This window comes from Shewanella olleyana (assembly GCF_023283825.1).
Taxonomy (GTDB): domain Bacteria; phylum Pseudomonadota; class Gammaproteobacteria; order Enterobacterales; family Shewanellaceae; genus Shewanella; species Shewanella olleyana.
Genome location: NZ_JAKILD010000004.1, coordinates 166,297 through 184,117, shown reverse-complemented (window position 1 = coordinate 184,117; position 17,821 = coordinate 166,297). Strand labels below are relative to the sequence as shown.

Sequence of the window (17,821 nt, the reverse complement as noted above, 5' to 3'; positions counted from 1 at the left end):
CTGATGAATAAAATAATCTGTTTAATTTTATTATTTTGGCCAATGTTTACCTATGCGGATAATTGGCCTGATATTCAATTTCCTGATTCTGCATTAGTTGAAATCGTTGCTGATGATATGACAATGCACGGTTTTCCGATGCGAACATGGGCTGTTAAAGATAAGACAAGCCAGATGATGATGGCTAACTTTTTCACAAAACAATGGCAAAATAACAGTGATAAATTTGATGCTCAAATGTTTAATGGCGACTATGTCATTAATAGTTTGCAATCATCTTTTTTATTAACTGCTCGTATACATCGAGAATATGATGGCGTTACTGCTTATGTCGGTATAACTCAAAATATTGACGAAGATAAAGCCAGAGTTAACAAAGGCAAATTTCCAACGCCAAACAAATCTATCATCCTATCCGATATTCAATCTAAAGATATATATAAGCGGGGGCATACCTTGGTTATTCAAAGTGGCCAAAGCCTGTCTGCAAGTTATCACTTTTATCGCCGCTATTATCAACGTCGAGGTTGGGCCGAAAGTACAGCTAAGTTATCTCCTCAAGTAGGCAAAGCAGTGCTTCAAATGAGTAAGGGCACCGATATTGTTGATATTAGTTTCAACACTAAAAAATCTAAAGTTTATATAGTCGCTAACCAAGTCAAGGAAGGACGTTAAAAATGGTTTTTTCTCACCACCAAAAAATTAAACAACAACATGGGCAAGCAAGTATCGAATACATAATTGTATGCGGTGCACTTGTTGCTGCGTTGTTGACCCCAATTAGCAACGATAAAAATATCATGGAGATTTGTTCTGAGGCATTGCAAGAATGGTATGCCGCTTTTGCATATAGCAAATCTCTTTCAGTATTACCCATTTAAATTTAGGCAAAAAAATGCAACTTAAATCTTTCGACTTTAACTGGGTTTTATTGGTTATCGCACTCGTACTTGGTGGTATCTCTGCCTGGGCAACAAAAAATTATTTTATAACTAAAGAAGAGCAAATAAGGGCTGAATTATCCAAAGACAATATTGTAATGGCTGATGTAGTTGTATCGACTCAAGAGTTAAGAAAAGGCGATATTATTTCTGAGCAAAACATGTCTGTAAGACGAATTAAAGCCGATACGCTTCCGTTAGACGCTATTCATCCTTCGCAGTTTAATGAGGTAGTAGGCCAAATGTTACTCGCGCCTATTGCCCCTGGGAGACCTTTAATAGGTTCATATCTACCAGGAATGAAAGCTCAGCAATTTTCAGATTTATTACAAGAAGGCCAGCGTGCAATTACCATCAATATTGATGAAATTAACTCAACTGCAGGGATGCTTGTTCCTGCAGACCATATTGATTTGATGCTTGCATATAACGAAGAAAGTGGCTCTGAAACTAGACAAAAATTACAGCTGTTACTTGAAGACGTCACTGTATTGGCAACTGGTAGAAGGAGTATTGAGGTCAATGCTGAGTTGGTTGACACAATTTATGATAATCCAAATGCCTACAACACTGTCACGCTAGCATTATCTGTTGAAGATGCGGCACGTGTCTCCCTTGCTCGCGATAAAGGTAAGTTTATTACCTTTATGAGACATCAACAAGAGTCAGAGTCTCTGGAGTTTATATCACTACATGAAGGTCAAATTTTCGATATTACCGACGATCGAATTGAAAATAGTGTTGAGATGATAATTGGGGGCGGGGGAATAGAAACAAGTACTCAATCTTACCCACTTCCTAAAGAAATGTTAGAGCAGTTAAGTCAATTGAAGAATAATACAACACTATGAAAATAATAAAAACTATACTTGTCGCGGCATTTTTGTTGATGTCTGTTAATGGCTTTGCTCACAATAATAAGCCACTTAAATTATATGTGGGAGCTGTAGAACTTTACAAAGCCGAAGATGTTGAAAGAATTGTTGTCGGTAATGGATCTGTAGTTAGTGCCAAAGTGGTAGACAATAAAGGCGTAATTTTAATTGGTGAGTCTGCGGGCGAAACGGATTTACAATTATGGCAAAAATCGGGGAAACTCATAAAAATGAGCATCACGGTTACCCGTGATAATACTTTAAAAACAACAGCAACAGTTAAGAAAATGCTCAGTGCATTTCCATCTCTAACCGTCACTGAAAATGATGGACTTATCATAGTACAGGGTGAGGCTGATATTGCTCAGCAAGATCAGTTGGAAAAAATCTTAGATGCAGGTCCTAATGTGGTTTCTTTAGTGAAATACCTAAAATTTGCTAAAGTCATGGCCCCAATGGTTCGGATGCAAGTCAAAATTGTTGAATTTAATAAATCAACGTTAAATAACATTGGTATTAAATGGGATACAGCAATGGCTGGTCCAGCTTATGGTGCAGCAAAAGCATTTTCTTCAAACCCTATTTTTAGTGTTGCCTCTCCTGGTCAGTTTACAGATACCATTGCCGATGCTGTAACAAGTAGTATTGGTGTATTAGATAGCCGTGGTTGGAGTTACTTCGGCATTGTCACAGGTATTGGTTCACAAATTCAATTGCTAGCTGAAAAGGGTGATGCTCGTATGTTAGCTGAGCCAAACTTAACGACGCGTAGTGGTGAATCAGCTTCATTTTTAGCGGGTGGTGAATTCCCCGTTCAAAGTATTAGTGGACTTGGTGCAGTTGATGTTGAATTTAAAGAATACGGTATCAAACTTGATATTGAGCCTGTTGTTGATGGGGACCTGAATATAGTAAGTCGTGTTATGGCTGAGGTTAGCTCTATTGACCCTTCTACCAGTTATGAAGGCGTACCAGGTATGCTTACTAGGCGAACAGAGTCTGTTATTAACGTAAAAAATAATGAAACTATCGTTATCTCAGGGTTAGTTAATAGCCAAATGTCTAAAGTTGTTCATAAGTTTCCCTTCTTAGGTGATATCCCCGTTTTAGGTGAGCTTTTTAAGTCACGTGATTTTAAAGATGATAAAAGTGAACTGGTTATTTTTGTCACTCCTACAGTGGTTTATCCGGGTGAAAGTAGTCACGATGCACAACTTGCTCGCGGGTTAGAAATGGCTGAAGAAACCAATAAACTAGAAGCGTTTTATATCTTAGATTAAAAGGAGTTAAAGATGTTTAACGTATTGGTAAGCACTACAAAAGGCACAAAAGTAGGTGAGTTTCAATGTATACATTCGGAATGTCATGTAGGTAAAGATGCTGCGCAATTAATTCAATTGCGAGGATTCAAAGTCTCTAAGCATCATGCGACTTTGCATCAGGATGATGCAGGTATTTTTGTTACTGACAACGACAGCCGAACCGGTTTGAAAGTGAATGATACCAAAGAGACGACATTCGGGCCTTTGTCATTAACCGATAAAGTGCAAATAGGTGATTATGTCATAAGAGTACAAAGCTCTGATCCCATCAGAACTGCTGCGGTGATTGAAACGTCACAACTAGAGCAATCTTCGTCTTATTTACCTGAAACGACAGAGCAAGTCGTTGAGGCTTCATCTACTCCAGATACTAAAGCGGTCATGTCGCCTGAAGTGCTCAAAAATATTCAGGTGCGTAATGAGTGGCGCCGAAAAGTACACAGTGAACTTCTAAAGTTAATGGATTTACGTCGTGTAAATGTGAATGACATGAGCGATGAGGTCTTGAGGGTACAGAGCCAAAAACTTATTCAACAAATTGTCTCGAGCATGAATATCCCTGTCGAAATGGATGTTGAAGGCCTAACTCAAGAGGTACTTGATGAAACCATTGGCTTAGGTCCACTTGAAGGCTTAATTGCCGATCCTGAAGTCACTGAAATCATGGTAAACAGCCATGATCAAATTTTCTATGAAAAAGCCGGTAACTTATTTTTATCTGATATCGCCTTTTCAGATGATCAAGCCGTATTAGGCGCAATAGAAAGAATTGTAACGCCTATTGGTCGACGCATCGATGAAAGTTCACCTATGGTCGATGCAAGGCTTAAAGATGGTTCTCGGGTTAATGCTGTTATTCCGCCATTAGCCCTGAAAGGCCCTTGTATCACCATTCGTAAATTTATGCAGAATCGACTGAGCTGCAATGATTTAGTCAAATTTGGTTCTATGAATCAAGCAATGGCGCTATTTTTAGAAATGGCTGTGAACCAAAAAAGAAACATCGTTATTTCTGGAGGTACTGGTTCAGGTAAAACAACACTTCTCAACGTACTCTCAAATTTTATTCCTGATAACGAAAGAATTGTCACTGTTGAAGATGCAGCGGAATTACAGTTGTACCAGCCCAATCTCGTTTCTCTTGAAGCTCGCCCGCCTAACCAAGAGGGAAAAGGTGCTGTAGAAATCAGAGATTTAGTTAAAAACTGTCTCCGTATGAGACCAGATAGAGTCGTTATTGGTGAGTGTCGTGGTGGAGAGGCGCTAGATATGCTGCAAGCGATGAATACAGGTCATGACGGCTCACTAACAACAGCCCATTCAAATTCACCAAGGGATTGTATTTCAAGGTTAGAAGTCATGGTCATGATGGCTGGTATGGATTTACCTGTACTGGCAATTCGAGAGCAAATAACTTCAGCAGTGAACATTATCGTACAGCAATCGCGCTTTTCTGATGGTTCAAGACGAGTCACGAGTATTTGTGAAGTGACAGGTCTCGAAGGTAGTGTCGTGCAGCTTTCTGAAATATTTAAGTTTCAACAAACTGGGTTTGATTCGGCTGGCAAGGTGGTTGGTGATTATATGGCAACTGGCACAGTACCAGAGTTTTATGAACAATTACAAAAGCGTGGCGTGAAAATCAAACTTGATATATTTGATAATGGGAGAGCTCAATGACCACCATTATGATTGTGGTAATTATGGCTTTTATATCAATATCGCTTTTTGTTTGGTCAATCAAACATTTATCAGCCAAGTTTGCCCTAAGGTATCACGACACGTTTACTTCATCGGCAAGAACTAATCTTTCAGATATGTTTTTGTTTATAGAGCCTCGACAACTCTTTGTATTAAACATGCTGACGCTATTTTCAATGCCGATTGTATTTCGAATATTTTTCGGTACCTGGGCGTTAGGGATCTTGATTAGTCTATTTTTGGCATTGATCCCACGATTTGCATATAAATTTTTACATAAAAGACGAAGAAGAAAGTTTGTTCACCAACTTCCAGACGGCTTAAACATGGTTGCAACCTCAATGCAGTCTGGTGCCAATGTGACCAGCGCAATTGAGTTTATGGCTGAAGAAATGGAATCGCCGATGAAGCAGGAGTTTCAGTTGTTTCTTCGAGAGCAGCGCCTAGGCGTCGAATTTAATAAAGCATTAGATAATATGCTAGTTAGAATCCCTGAAGATGAGTTTCAACTTGTTACTGCCGGGATGCAAATATCCCGTGAGGTTGGCGGTAATTTAGCGGAGGTACTTTTACGACTATCTGACACATTACGCCGCAAAATTGAAATGGAAGGAAAAATTGATGCGCTAACTTCGCAAGGAAAAATGCAGGGGGTAGTGATGACCTTACTGCCAATCTTTATTGGGGTTGTGCTATATCACATGGAGCCTTCATCAATGGGTCGCATTCTAACAGAGCCAATGGGATGGGCGTTGATGGTACTCATTGCCATCATGCTAACTTGTGGTTACATGTCGATTAGAAAGATCGTTGCGATAGACGTATAGGGATATTTATGGTCAATCTAATTGTTGCTTGTTATACCGTTGCCGTTATTTTTCTTGTTTATAGTTGTATCAAGATATATAGGAAGGTACCCGCAGATAGTCGAGAATTCATGGACCCTTTATCGCCAGGCTTAAAAGTCATTTGGCCTTGGGTACGAATTTTAGCTTTTTATGTAAGTGAAAACTTAAGTGTTGATTACTTAGAGCGCATCTCTAAGAAGCTGCAAATTTCAGGTTTATCTTACATTATGACGGCAGAACAGTACTTTGCTATACGAATAATCAGCACTATTTTCTCACTTGGCATTGCAATTATTTGTGGTGTATTACTTGAAAACCTAGTGATTAACTACCTAATTATTGCAGCAATATTGGGTTATTTCTTACCAGTACTTACCTTGAATGATTTACGTAAAAAACGTCAGGGTCTAATTGTAAAGTCACTGCCGGTTTATTTAGATTACCTCACCATGTCAATTGAAGCAGGCTTGAATATGACGGGTGCGTTGTCGCAAGCGGTAGAGCGTGGTCCTGCAGGACCACTACGTATTGAACTTGAAAAAGTCATCCGTGATATGCGTGCGGGTATGTCGCGAGCGCAGTCGTTTAGGAATATGGCACAAAGAGTACAAGTCACTGAGGTAAATAGTTTAGTTAGTGCGCTTGCACAAGCCGAAAAGACAGGGGCAAGTCTAGGTCAAACATTAAGAATCCAATCAGATCAGCGTCGGGTAGAGCGTTTTCAACGTGCCGAGAAAAAGGCGCTTGAAGCACCCGTTAAGTTAGTGTTTCCTTTGATTCTATTTATATTCCCAGTGACTTTTATGATATTGGCATTCCCAATAGCCATGAAGTTTATGTATGAGCTGTAAAGTGAATATCATTAAAGTAACAAACCAACAAACAGGCGAAGTATTAACAGACGTGCAGCTTGCCAATACAGCACCATTAAGAATGCGAGGGCTTTTAGGCAGTAAGCCTTTAACAATGCAACAAGGGTTATTAATTATTCCTTGTAACTCAGTACATACCTTTGGAATGAGTTATAGCATTGACGTAGTTTATTTAAATAAAAAAAATCAAGTTGTAAAAATAATTGAAGCATTAAAACCGACTAGGATATCAGGCTGTTTAACGGCTTCAAAAGTATTAGAAATTGCAGCAGGAAGTGCTGAAAAAAATAAGATTCGAAAGGGAGATATATTGTCATGGTAAGACAAAGTGTAGTGTTGGTATTAATAAGTATTAGCTTATTCATTTCTGGTTGTGCAGGTGCAAGCAAGCCTAAAGAGCCAGAAGGGAATCAGCAAATCATGGTACTACAATCTGAGGCCGAAACTGCTTATAAAATGGCAATGTTAGATAAAGCAGAAAGTTTATACATTGAAGTGCTAACCAGTGTGCCTAATTATGCACCTGCATGGTTTCGTTTAGGGAATATCTACACCAGAACGGGCCGCCAAGAAGCTGCTATTTCTGCCTATAGTAAGTGTTTAGAATTAGAGCCAGATAATCAAAAGGCTTGGTATAACATTAGTTTAGTAAGAATAAAACAGTCTACCCAAGTGCTGTCTACCGCCTCGAGACAAGGTAATTTAGACTCGCCAGTGGGACGACAAATCAAAGGCTTACTAGATGCATTGAATAACCTCCAAAAAGAACCAGTGAAATCGAATAATCAGATAAAAGCTGCATTATGAGCATTAAATTAATTCATCAAAAAGGTCAAAGCATGGTTGAGTTTAACCTCGCTTTGCCTTTTTTAATGCCCATTATGCTCGTTGCCATCATGCTTATTGTGCAGTGGAGCTTTATATACACCGCCAAAAGTACCTTAGATGCAGCAACAATTACTGCCGTGAGAGCGGGTACATTACATCACGGTAAAGCTGGCGAGATTAACAAGGGGTTAGCTGCAGGGATGATGCCGTTGTTTGCTCATGGAACCGATATATCAGACACCGTAGAAGCGGTGGCAAAATCACGTTTAGCAGTGGCCTTACAAAGTAAGCTGACCATCTTGAACCCAGACCAAGCGACATTTGATCAGTTTAAAGTGAGAAGTCGCTATACAAGTGGGTTTATAAATGAAATTCCTAACAATACGCTGATGTATCGTAACCCAGCGTTAAAAGACGTTGGATCAGGAAGAAGGCTCAATATACAGGACGCCAATTTACTGCAAATAGAAGTGCGTTGGTGCCAAAAGTTAATTGTGCCCTTTGCAAACTATGTATTAAAAGAAATTGTAACCTCAGCTTGGTACGCACCGAGTACAGACCAATTGGCTTGTAATGTGTTAGGCCAAGCTACGGGAGATATTTATTTATCAATGGTTTCTCAAGGATTAATGAGAATGCAAACACCATTCAGAATGTAATAAAAATAGCTTTAAAGATTAAGTTAAATATTGAAATAAATGGATTTTATAGGGATATATTCAATGAAACAAAAAACACTCTGGTTAGCAATGTTACTTGCCGCTAGTGTCGGAATGACAGGATGTAATGGAGAGCTAGAAGAAGGTGATCCAGGATATCAAGGGGGAGCGCCAGTCGAACCTACAGATCCAGTTACGCCAACAAACCCGACAGATCCAACAGATCCAACAGATCCTGACGAGTATGTTGGCACCTGGGAAAATAAAGATGAAGATGGTGATGGTGTACCTGATGAACAGGATGATTATCCGTTTGATGCGAGTAAGAGTAATTATCCTGTATTTTTTGAAGTAGAACCTAATGATAATCCTTCGGTAGCAACACCAATAGTCGTAGATGTTGGAGTTAAAGTTAAGGGGGTTATTGATTCAGAATTTGACAAAGGAGACCTATTTAAATTTGTTGTCGATGATCGCCAATCAATGACTGCATATTTTAAATCATCTTCACCACGTTTTCAGCCTCAGGTATATGTTTCGAACGAAGATGGTCTCGTGATTAATGCAATATTTTTATATAAATACAGCGAACCGAATGTTTATGTTGTTAATTTCCCTATTTATGATCCTGGAACTTATCAACTAAGTGTTATTGATGAAAACTTTGCTGGCGGCTCAGATCTTTCTTATGAGATGATATTTTTCTATGATGAAGATGTAGATTCATTTGACGATATGAAGGAGCGAGCATTCGGATCTGATTTAATTGAAAATGATATGGACAATGATGAAATTCTCGACGGTCTTGAACATATCTTTGGGACTGAAAATGGCAGCATTGATTTAGATAATGATACGGTTCCAAATTGGTTGGATGAAGACTCTGATGGGGATAATTTTACCGACAGATTAGAAGGTAGTAAGGACATAGATAATGACTCTTTTCTCAACTTTTTAGATAGTGACGCTGATGGCAATGGAATTGAAGACAATATAGAGAGTGGTACAAGTTCGCAGCCAAATGACTTCGATAACGATGGTATTATAGACCACCTTGATTTGGACGATGATAATGACAATATTTTCGACGTAAATGATATTAATAGATTAGAGGCCGCAGAAACTGTAATTTGGTCAAAAAGAGGTGATTTATCTATTCGCTACGTATCAACAATTTATGAAAATAGTAAAATTAATTTTTTCCTGCGAGCTGGTGATACATTTGAATTAGACATCGAGGGTTATCCTGCTACGCCAGTAAGTCCAGTTCTCATTGTTAATACGCAAGGCAAGATTTATAACATTTTGCCGAGGAGCACTATTCGTGATGGCGAAATGTCTTATTTGCAATTCGATTTACCAATGGATTCTGGTGAAAGTGAAGTCACAATCGTAACTGGTGATTATAAATCTGAACCATATTATATTGATATAGGAAATGAAAATTTACCATTATTAAGCCAAGTGAATCCTAAAGAACTAAGTGCTGGTAGTGTTGTGCGCTTATATGGTGATAACTTTGATGATGACACAACCGTTTTTTTCAATGAGAAGCCTGCACCAACACAGCTAATTAGTGTCAATGAGGTAACGGTTACAGTACCACAAGAAGTTACTGGTGGTAGCTATTCAGTTAATAATGCTTATGGAAAAAGTAACTATATTAGCTTTTTGCTACAGCAAGATATTCAGATAAATGTCACTCAAGAAAATGCATTACCTATAGAAACAATTGGTGGTATATATTCTGAAATGTCTACTGAGTTGTCAGGTAATACTTTTAAAATCGATAAGTTTGGTAGTAATGCTGAAGTATTATTCACTTATACACGCAATGAAACTGGAGAGCTAGCTTCATATTTAAGTGCTATTCAATACGTTAATGATACAGAAGTGGAGTTTAATTATAAAACGACAGCTTTAGCTAGTTTAGTTCTACATTTAAGTTGGAGTTATAAAGAGAAAGGTTACGATACCAAAGATGTTGTTGAGTTAATTAGTTCAACTGATGCATTTAGTCAATATATGGTTGACGCAGAGACCTTATTACATGAGAACTATTCATTTTTTGACTTTAAACAAAAATCAGAAGTAAGGAATGAATTATTCAATAAGTATGAATCTCTGATTAATACAGAACTTTTTTCTAGCGGTAAGCTTAATTCAATATCCACTAAAAGTATTCATGATGAATATGCTGCCCTAGTAAATCAATTATCCAGTAATGAAAACTTATCAATTTTGGAACCTAGTATTGTTTCTTATCCTGAAACAATAGGCTCTTGGGATGCATTTGATATGACAATGGATGCGACAACTTTTTTTGAAAATCAGGGATTGATTGGAAATAACTGTGGTGAAGGTGTTGATCCTGCTTGGCATGAGGTTTTTAATTATGATGGATGTGTAGAGTTAAGGAATCGTAGTCAACTTTATTTAAGTGCAAGAGTATACCCAATTAATAGTGCAACAGGGGAGATTAACTATGATGAACAATCATTAAATAATCCTCTATCTGAGCATATTCAACAACCTTATTCTTTAGGGATGCTCGGGCCACAAACGGGCACCTTCTTGGGTCTATCAGTGTGGTCAGCTGATTCAATGATAGATAAATGTGTTTATAAAGACTGCTTATATCAAATTATTACACCTGCATTAGGCGGAGTTTTTGGACCAAGCCCTTACGCTCGTTATGCTCCCGAGTCATATAATGTCAAAGCAACAAAAGCACAGAGTTCGCTCGTAGCAAGAACTATTATCGATAATATTGTGTTGCGTTTCTTTTCAATTTTATTTGATGCAGTAGGCATAGATTTAGCAGCACCGGAGCATAGGACCAAACAAAAAGTAACGTTAATAGTAAAAGCGGTTATGGAAAACCTGCCAACTATTGGCACTGAAATTGATGTGTTATTACAAAAGCCGAATGCAACACAAGATGATTGGAATAACCTCGCTGCCAACATAGGTGTAAAAATCTATCAGAAAGAAATTCTACCAATATTAACAAATCCACTGGATAAAGACTCCTATGGCGAAATAACTAAAGCATTGTTGATACTCGTTAATTTCGACCTTGAGACATTTGTCGAAAAAATGGTAACTAAAGTCGCTGAAAAGTTTATTCCAGGCTGGGGGCAAATCGCTGCGGCGTATGAAACAAGTAAATTAGCCACAGCGATGATTGATATGGCAGCGACTCTTGGTGACTTAATGGGGGTACCCAACAAATTAGACTTTATCATTACGTGGGGTTTGTCTGCGGTAGATATTACACCTAGGATGATAGAAAAAGACAATCTCCGTAAAGTATTTACTATATACGGCAGTGGCATGGCTAAGGTGCCAGGTTATTTAAGTGAAACTTTACCAGAAGTTAAAGTGAAAGATCTGGGAGCAAATAATCGTGCCCTTGATGCGTTTTATAGTAGTGTTAACGAGCAAGGTACAGAACTTGAATTTTCAATCAATAGTGTTACTCAGTTAAATAATGCTGTAGGCCCGCTTCGGGTTGAAGTTCATCATCTTAATAAAGTCGCTATTGTGCCATATGATGTGTTAATTGGTCAGGGGCTGACTATTTCAAGTATTACGCCCAATAAAGCTTCACCTGGTGACGAAGTTAAAATTAGTGGTATCGGTTTTAGCAGAACGATTTCAGATAATGAAGTGACCTTTAGCGGTGCTAATGGTCAAAGATTGAAAGCCGCAGTGAAGTCCGCGGCGACGGATGAATTAGTTGTGGTAGTGCCTGATGGTGCAATATCTGGTTTTATTACAGTCGAAGTGGCTGAACAATTGAGTAATGAGTTTCCATTTTCTGGGCCTGGGCAGGTTTCAATAACCTTCGGTGATAATGGTAATTTTAATGACGATGTATTTAAACTATTAGTTAATAACAGAGTGATATATGACAATAATCAACCTGAACGTAAAGTTGGCCCTATAGATATTTCGTTAGAAGACGGAGTTCATAATGTTAAATTAACCGGTATAAGGGCGGATGATGGTATCGCAACTTATTATATCGAATTTAGCGGTGATATAACCTCAGTTAGTGGTGATGAATTATCAGGTCGTGATTTATGTCCTAATACGCACAAAAATTATCAAATAACAGTAAGCAATGGTGCTAGTGCAGGTAATTCTAATAATCAAAAGCAAGCTTTGAGAATACCTATGATATTACAAGATGAGATTGCTGAAGAAGAGACTGAATGTCCAGTCAATTCTAATTAGCAAACTGGCACCCTTCGGGGTGCTTTTGTGTATAATAATGTTAAATTTGTTTGCGAGTAGCAAAAAAAGGGAAGGTTTATGTTAGGAAGAATGTTTTTAGCCGCTTTGGTCGTTGCAACACCTTGTCAAGCGTGGGACTTAGATAAGTACCCGCCTCTACCCGATACCGTCGATGTGTCGATTCCTAAAGAAAACTGCATAAAAGCTGCTGAAGTGATTATTAATCAAGATGTTGAGTTGTTTAAAGCTTTATTTTTCCCTAATCCAGCGACTGATGCACAAGTAGTACAACATCTGAAAGCGAGACATGACGAGTATTTTAAAAAGAGATATTTGGGAATTAATAATTTTAGATTAAACAATGCCTTTGATAGCTACTATGTGGATGCAAAAAACTCAAAGGTTCACGATGTTAGTTCAAGTGCTAAATCTAAGGGCTATGACGAAGAAGTGTGGATTGGCTATACTTTCGACTCTACTCACCCCGAGGGTAATACCGATGCAGAAGCCGCTGGCTATTGCCGTTTTGCTAAAGTAGATGAACATTGGTATATGCTTAATTTATTATAAATAAGTCTTTATTTATAATAATCCACCACAAAATTAATAAAGCAGCACCTAATTATGGTGCTGCTTTTTAGGGTTCTATATGCAAGAAAAGCTTACAGTCGATGATGATACTTGGTTTGGTTCAACTTACTTTAAAGGCATAAAACAACTTAACTCAGCGAGTAATATCACGCTCAAAATGATCTCATTTTTTTATCCATTAAAAGTGAGGACACAGTTAGTATTATCTGGTGGCTTACTGTTGATGGGGTTACTGCCTTTTATAACACCTAGTGCGATATCGCTATATCCAAAATTTCCACAGGTTCCATTAATCATTGTCATTATTAATGTTTGTTTAGTGCCTGGAAGTTTACTATTACGTTCTTTTTTAATTAAACGTCAATATAAGATAAAGATTCCTTTATGTTGTCATATAAGTGCCACAAGAGTGTCATTACCAGTAAACAGCTTGGTTAATGAATCTGATGGACAATTAGAATTATCCAAAAGTGATATAAAACAGGTTGAAGTGATCTACAACGTTCAAACTAATGGTGGTAACTCTATTCGCACTGTCTACCAGCTTGATATTCAATTGTTTTCTGGCAAACAATTGAATCTAGATGTATTGCATTACCCGCTAAAGAATATTTTTTACTTATTAGTTTATTTTAATTACCCAGTGAAATTGGTTCAACGAAGTTGGACGATGAAATATCAATTGCATATGGTACTGTTAATTTTCCCAGTGTTAGCTCACTTAGCGTTAACGTGTTTAATGGTGTTATTAGTGTCTCCGTTCAATTTATAAAATAGAATTTATCATTAGTCAGGATGACTGTTAATGAAAACAAGGAAGTCATGCATGCAGTATTCGCAGTTGCCAAAAATAGCCCGCCGTTTTATTCAATCTGATGGGTTGCCGGATCAATTACGTTTTTCCACAAAGCAGCATTATATTTGTCGGGGTTTTGCTGTTTTGGGTTTGCTGCCGTTATCGGCATCATTAGTTATGGCTGTTACGCTTGACGGCGTTGAGCAAACTTTCTACCAGATTGTTGTCGGGTTATTACTTGTTATAGTGATCTTACTTGGGTCGCTCAAACATCATTTTGTTTTAGATAATTCGAATAAGCATTGTTTCTGTCAATTACAGCTGTTGGGTGTTTTCTTTAAAAAGAAAACCATCACTTCACTTAAATCAACACAACTTCTGTATAGGCATAATCGTCATGACCGAAGCCTGTTCGAACTTAAAATTGGTCGCGACTCTTATAATACTGGCAGCCTTACTGACACGATGAATACAGCCTTATTTATCGCGCAAAGGTTTGATATTCAGGTGAATGAGCAAGTCAGTGATTACCCGAATATTCACCCAATTGATATTTCAAGCCTCGCATCATCGTCAACTGAGTCAATAACATCAGCTAATGTAAATACTCAAGACGCTCAGATTGACCTTGTGAGCCAAAAGCTCGCAACTGCAGAGAATATCAAAGTGTCTAATCAAGTTTCAGTAGACTTCATTGAACCACTTTTTTGTCCCAAAAAGTTAGTCAAGATATTATATCCTTTGCCCTTTCTTATGTTATTTGCTGTGATGATGAAGTTTGTAGGAGGCTATTTAAATGTATTTTAAACAACTGACTCAGACTAAAGCTATTATGGCTAAAGCGCGTTCAGCAGTGATTACTCGTGGAATCGTTATCAGTTTTTTTGCGTTAATGTCGTTGTTTCTTGCTTTTGGGTTAGAGCATTGGAATTATGGTGAATTGCTTAATTGGGCATTAGCGAATTTGCTAATTTGGCATTTAATGTTTGCTAAACGACAAGTCACATTTGATCTAGAAACCAAGCAAATAATCACTAAGATAACCTCTTTGTATACGCTCGCTGAGCAAGTTATTCTTATCAATCAAATTGCCGCAATAGAATTCAGGCAGACGATTGCGCGGGGTAATGGTTATGGGCTGAGCTATGACTTAATCTTCGTGCTGAAAGGGCTGGTGACTCCTATAAAGTTTGAAAATGGTAATTTGCAGCCGATGACACTTTTAGGTGAACAGATATCAAAATTTTGTAATGTGCCAATGATTAAGCATGATTGAGTTTTGTTAGTTTAATTGGATGCATGAGAAAATAATATGGCATACTATTTTTTACTATTTTTTACTATTTTTTACTATTTTTTACTATTTTTTACTATTTTTTACTATTTTTTTATAAAAAAATTTAATCAATAAAGTAAGGGTTGTGCAAAATGGTTAATAAAATAATTATTTCAATAACAACGTTGTTATTTTTAATGTGTGGGTCTGCCTCAGCTAATGACCTTGAAAATGACCCCTTAGCTAAACGTTGCTTAGGGATATTCTAAATATAAAAATAATGATTTAAGTGCTTATGTTGATGGTTTCCCTGAAGAGGTCGTTGCTATTTTAGGAGAGGAATATCTAAAGATGCAGCTGAATAATAAGCATAATAAATTTGATAAAGATTATAACAGTGCACCTAAAGAAATAAGGGTAAAGAGGATAGAAAATATACCTCCCCATCCAACTGCAGTGAAAATAATAGGCGTTGAAGAGTCTAGAAAAGTTTTTATTTATATGAAGGGTTTAAATAGCAGTCTAGTAGGTTCATGTAGTTTTAATCGTATTAAAACGAAATGGTATTTCAGAGACACACCTTTATAGGTGTAACATAAAAAAACAAAGTGAGCTTTCTGATGGTGCAGGTTCACTTTTTTATTTATAGGTAATAATAACTTTATTTTCTTAGATTATTATGGAGTTGAAAATGGAACTTTTATTTTGAATAACTTACAACACCTACTGAAAGATAATCGTTGGTTTTATAGCAGCATTAGCAGAAAGTATCGCAATATTAGCCCTGATAAAGTCGTCATCTTGCCGATCACTTGGGGGCTTATGCGCCAGCCCTTTAACAATGAAGTTAAGTTGGCTTTGCTATTGGCGTTCATGTTACTCGTTGGCTTTGGATTATTGAATTTTACAGCAACTGAGTTAGTGAATGATTTTAAAGTGTTTACAGAAAGGGATATTAAGGCTCTTTACAGTGTCAGCGTCCCCTTAATCACATTATTGTGCCTCGCTATTTAATATCAACGTAGAGTAAAAACATCGCTACGAAGTATGGGAGTCAAACCCGCAGAGCTTAAGTTTAATAAGCAAATAGACATTGCTGAAAACCATATTAGTTTCCCTCCCTTTGTAGCTCAATTACGTAGCGATAAATCAATTGCCAATAAAGTTTCAAGTACTAATCCAATGCTTTTATCTAAGGATAAAATTTTACGAATAAATGTTAAATGGTATTCGTTTTATGCTTCAGATAATGGTGGTTCGATGAAGAAAAACCAGATTTATTCGTTTGAAATTATATTACATAACGGTCAGTGTTTTGAACTGAACAGTTGGGCGTTCCCGTATTCGAGTTTATTGTATTTACTGATTAAGTTTAATTATCCTGTAGAATTGAAACAGATTAACAAGGACTAAAACTTATTGAAGGGTCACCCTTGTTACAGTAGTTAATTTGTCATTGTTGACTCTACTGTGCATCGGAATCTATTTCTTTCCTTTTAATACGATTAATATTAAATAAAAGTAGAGCTGCAATTTTAAAAAACTACAAAGTCAGTATGTGATTGTATATACTCTGTATTAGATTTTTTTATGTAAATTTAAGAGTTACTTGGATTGTGGCTCAGGCATAACTATCAGGGAAGAGTTAGTGATTATTCGTTCATTATTCGAGGTCGTCAAGTGGCCTCTTTTTGTGTTTTCCTTTGTACATTCCGTACTTTTAATCGTATCAATGAGTAGTGATGCTTTAGACATTGCGAAGCTCGTGCTGAGTATAATTTCAGTGTTGGTTTTGTTGAGCTTTCAGCATCGTATTCACTTTGTTGAGGGTGAAAAATCTTTAAGGTATTTCATCGGTTTTAAACTTTTCAACACCACCATATTTGCCTTTGAATCGAAAACGATTACCTATACGAATATCGATAAAGTTGAGCTGCAAGTGATTCATCAAACCCCTAAGATTAAGGTCTACTGCACTGACGAGCCAAAGCATAAGCAATCTCAGCCTAACCCATTAACGACTAGATTATGGCTACCTAAAGCAAAGCGAAGTGTGTATTCACATAAACTCAAAACGGCACTTGTTAGTCAGGGGCTTAATTGCGTGGGAAGCTTTGATGCGTTTAACGATAAAAACTGGGCGTCATTTAGCAGTGTTAAGTTGGATAATGATACTGTAAACCTGTTTAGGCGCCCGTTAATTAATCATCCTATTGTCACGACTTTTCCTGTCTTTATGGCAGCCATGCCATTGCCCGCTAAGTTGTTTCATCAAATAAGGCTGCCATTTTATCTTGCTTGTGCACTTGGCTTATTGTTTATGTGGTCGAGTCAAAACTGGCAAGCTGCTTTAGTCACAATTGTTTTGGTATTTTAGGGGCAGTTGCCATGCATATGATTAAAGCGAATCGTTACTTTCACTGTCCTGGTCAGGGGCCGAGTGAGCTGGTAGTTGAGCAAGATGCGTTATCCGTTCCAGCTTTGTTTTTTTTAGATAGAAAAACTCACAGCTTTGCGAAAGGTGAGATTAAAAAAATCGACATTACTTGGAATTGGTATAGTTACAAAAACTCAAACAGCTATTCCTATAGCACCGCAGAAAAACAGAAGTATCCTTATATTTTTGAGGTGATATTTACGCTTGGTAATGGCGAACAGCACCGCCTTCCTGGGCATGTTTTTCAGAGTAATGACTATGTAGTTGCACTTTATGATAAGGGCTACAGTGTTGAATTCACTCAAATTGATCAATTACCAATGAAGTGGCGGCTGTATATTTTGCTCCCTATGGCTGTGGGGTTATCAATCATGTTGTGCTACGGCCTTTATCGGTTGTTTATGGTGCTGCAAACATAAGATTAATCTATCAA

Annotated in this window: 20 protein-coding genes; all 20 read left to right on the top strand. The window is 37.4% G+C overall.

Annotated elements, in window-relative coordinates; genetic code table 11:
• Positions 1–3: 3 nt before the first annotated feature.
• Positions 4–675, top strand: coding sequence for a hypothetical protein (locus L2735_RS04575; protein WP_248983579.1), 672 nt, complete (start codon positions 4–6; stop codon positions 673–675).
• A gap of 2 nt (positions 676–677) precedes the next feature.
• Positions 678–881 carry a hypothetical protein gene (locus L2735_RS04570; RefSeq protein ID WP_248983578.1) on the top strand — a complete coding sequence of 68 codons (204 nt, stop codon included), beginning with the start codon at positions 678–680 and terminating at the stop codon, positions 879–881.
• 14 nt (positions 882–895) lie between these two features.
• Positions 896–1,792 (top strand): Flp pilus assembly protein CpaB, encoded by an 897-nt coding sequence (gene cpaB / locus L2735_RS04565; protein WP_248983577.1) that lies wholly within the window; start codon positions 896–898, stop codon positions 1,790–1,792.
• Positions 1,789–3,096, top strand: coding sequence for a type II and III secretion system protein family protein (locus L2735_RS04560; RefSeq protein ID WP_248983576.1), 1,308 nt, complete (start codon positions 1,789–1,791; stop codon positions 3,094–3,096). Before cpaB ends, L2735_RS04560 begins: the two co-directional genes overlap by 4 nt.
• A 12-nt stretch (positions 3,097–3,108) precedes the next feature.
• Positions 3,109–4,818 (top strand): TadA family conjugal transfer-associated ATPase, encoded by a 1,710-nt coding sequence (locus tag L2735_RS04555; RefSeq protein ID WP_248983575.1) that lies wholly within the window; start codon positions 3,109–3,111, stop codon positions 4,816–4,818.
• Positions 4,815–5,666: a type II secretion system F family protein gene (locus L2735_RS04550; RefSeq protein WP_248983574.1), complete on the top strand. Its 852-nt coding sequence runs from the start codon at positions 4,815–4,817 to the stop codon at positions 5,664–5,666. The genes L2735_RS04555 and L2735_RS04550 overlap by 4 nt, the downstream gene beginning before the upstream one ends.
• Before the next feature lie 8 nt (positions 5,667–5,674).
• Positions 5,675–6,538 (top strand): type II secretion system F family protein, encoded by an 864-nt coding sequence (locus L2735_RS04545; protein WP_248983573.1) that lies wholly within the window; start codon positions 5,675–5,677, stop codon positions 6,536–6,538.
• Between the two features lies 1 nt (position 6,539).
• On the top strand, positions 6,540–6,881 hold the full coding sequence (locus L2735_RS04540) for a DUF192 domain-containing protein (protein WP_248983572.1): 342 nt from the start codon (positions 6,540–6,542) through the stop codon (positions 6,879–6,881).
• Complete coding sequence (locus L2735_RS04535) at positions 6,875–7,366, top strand: tetratricopeptide repeat protein (protein ID WP_248983571.1); 492 nt, start codon at positions 6,875–6,877, stop codon at positions 7,364–7,366. The genes L2735_RS04540 and L2735_RS04535 overlap by 7 nt, the downstream gene beginning before the upstream one ends.
• Positions 7,363–8,046: a TadE/TadG family type IV pilus assembly protein gene (locus L2735_RS04530; protein WP_248983570.1), complete on the top strand. Its 684-nt coding sequence runs from the start codon at positions 7,363–7,365 to the stop codon at positions 8,044–8,046. The genes L2735_RS04535 and L2735_RS04530 overlap by 4 nt, the downstream gene beginning before the upstream one ends.
• 63 nt (positions 8,047–8,109) lie before the next feature.
• Positions 8,110–12,288, top strand: coding sequence for an IPT/TIG domain-containing protein (locus L2735_RS04525; RefSeq protein WP_248983569.1), 4,179 nt, complete (start codon positions 8,110–8,112; stop codon positions 12,286–12,288).
• 78 nt (positions 12,289–12,366) lie between these two features.
• Positions 12,367–12,858 carry a hypothetical protein gene (locus L2735_RS04520; protein WP_248983568.1) on the top strand — a complete coding sequence of 164 codons (492 nt, stop codon included), beginning with the start codon at positions 12,367–12,369 and terminating at the stop codon, positions 12,856–12,858.
• 79 nt (positions 12,859–12,937) lie between these two features.
• Positions 12,938–13,651, top strand: coding sequence for a hypothetical protein (locus tag L2735_RS04515; protein ID WP_248983567.1), 714 nt, complete (start codon positions 12,938–12,940; stop codon positions 13,649–13,651).
• A 54-nt stretch (positions 13,652–13,705) separates the two neighbouring features.
• Positions 13,706–14,482, top strand: a complete 777-nt coding sequence (locus tag L2735_RS04510) for a hypothetical protein (RefSeq protein ID WP_248983566.1) — start codon at positions 13,706–13,708, stop codon at positions 14,480–14,482.
• Positions 14,472–14,951 (top strand): hypothetical protein, encoded by a 480-nt coding sequence (locus tag L2735_RS04505; protein WP_248983565.1) that lies wholly within the window; start codon positions 14,472–14,474, stop codon positions 14,949–14,951. The genes L2735_RS04510 and L2735_RS04505 overlap by 11 nt, the downstream gene beginning before the upstream one ends.
• A 351-nt stretch (positions 14,952–15,302) precedes the next feature.
• A complete protein-coding gene (locus tag L2735_RS04500; protein ID WP_248983564.1) occupies positions 15,303–15,539 on the top strand; it encodes a hypothetical protein in 237 nt (78 codons plus the stop codon).
• Between the two features lie 117 nt (positions 15,540–15,656).
• Complete coding sequence (locus L2735_RS04495) at positions 15,657–15,965, top strand: hypothetical protein (protein ID WP_248983563.1); 309 nt, start codon at positions 15,657–15,659, stop codon at positions 15,963–15,965.
• Positions 15,966–15,998: 33 nt separating this feature from the next.
• Positions 15,999–16,364: a hypothetical protein gene (locus L2735_RS04490; RefSeq protein WP_248983562.1), complete on the top strand. Its 366-nt coding sequence runs from the start codon at positions 15,999–16,001 to the stop codon at positions 16,362–16,364.
• A gap of 352 nt (positions 16,365–16,716) precedes the next feature.
• Positions 16,717–17,328, top strand: a complete 612-nt coding sequence (locus L2735_RS04485; RefSeq protein ID WP_248983561.1) for a hypothetical protein — start codon at positions 16,717–16,719, stop codon at positions 17,326–17,328.
• 11 nt (positions 17,329–17,339) lie between these two features.
• Positions 17,340–17,807: a hypothetical protein gene (locus tag L2735_RS04480; protein ID WP_248983560.1), complete on the top strand. Its 468-nt coding sequence runs from the start codon at positions 17,340–17,342 to the stop codon at positions 17,805–17,807.
• The last annotated feature ends 14 nt before the right edge of the window (positions 17,808–17,821 follow it).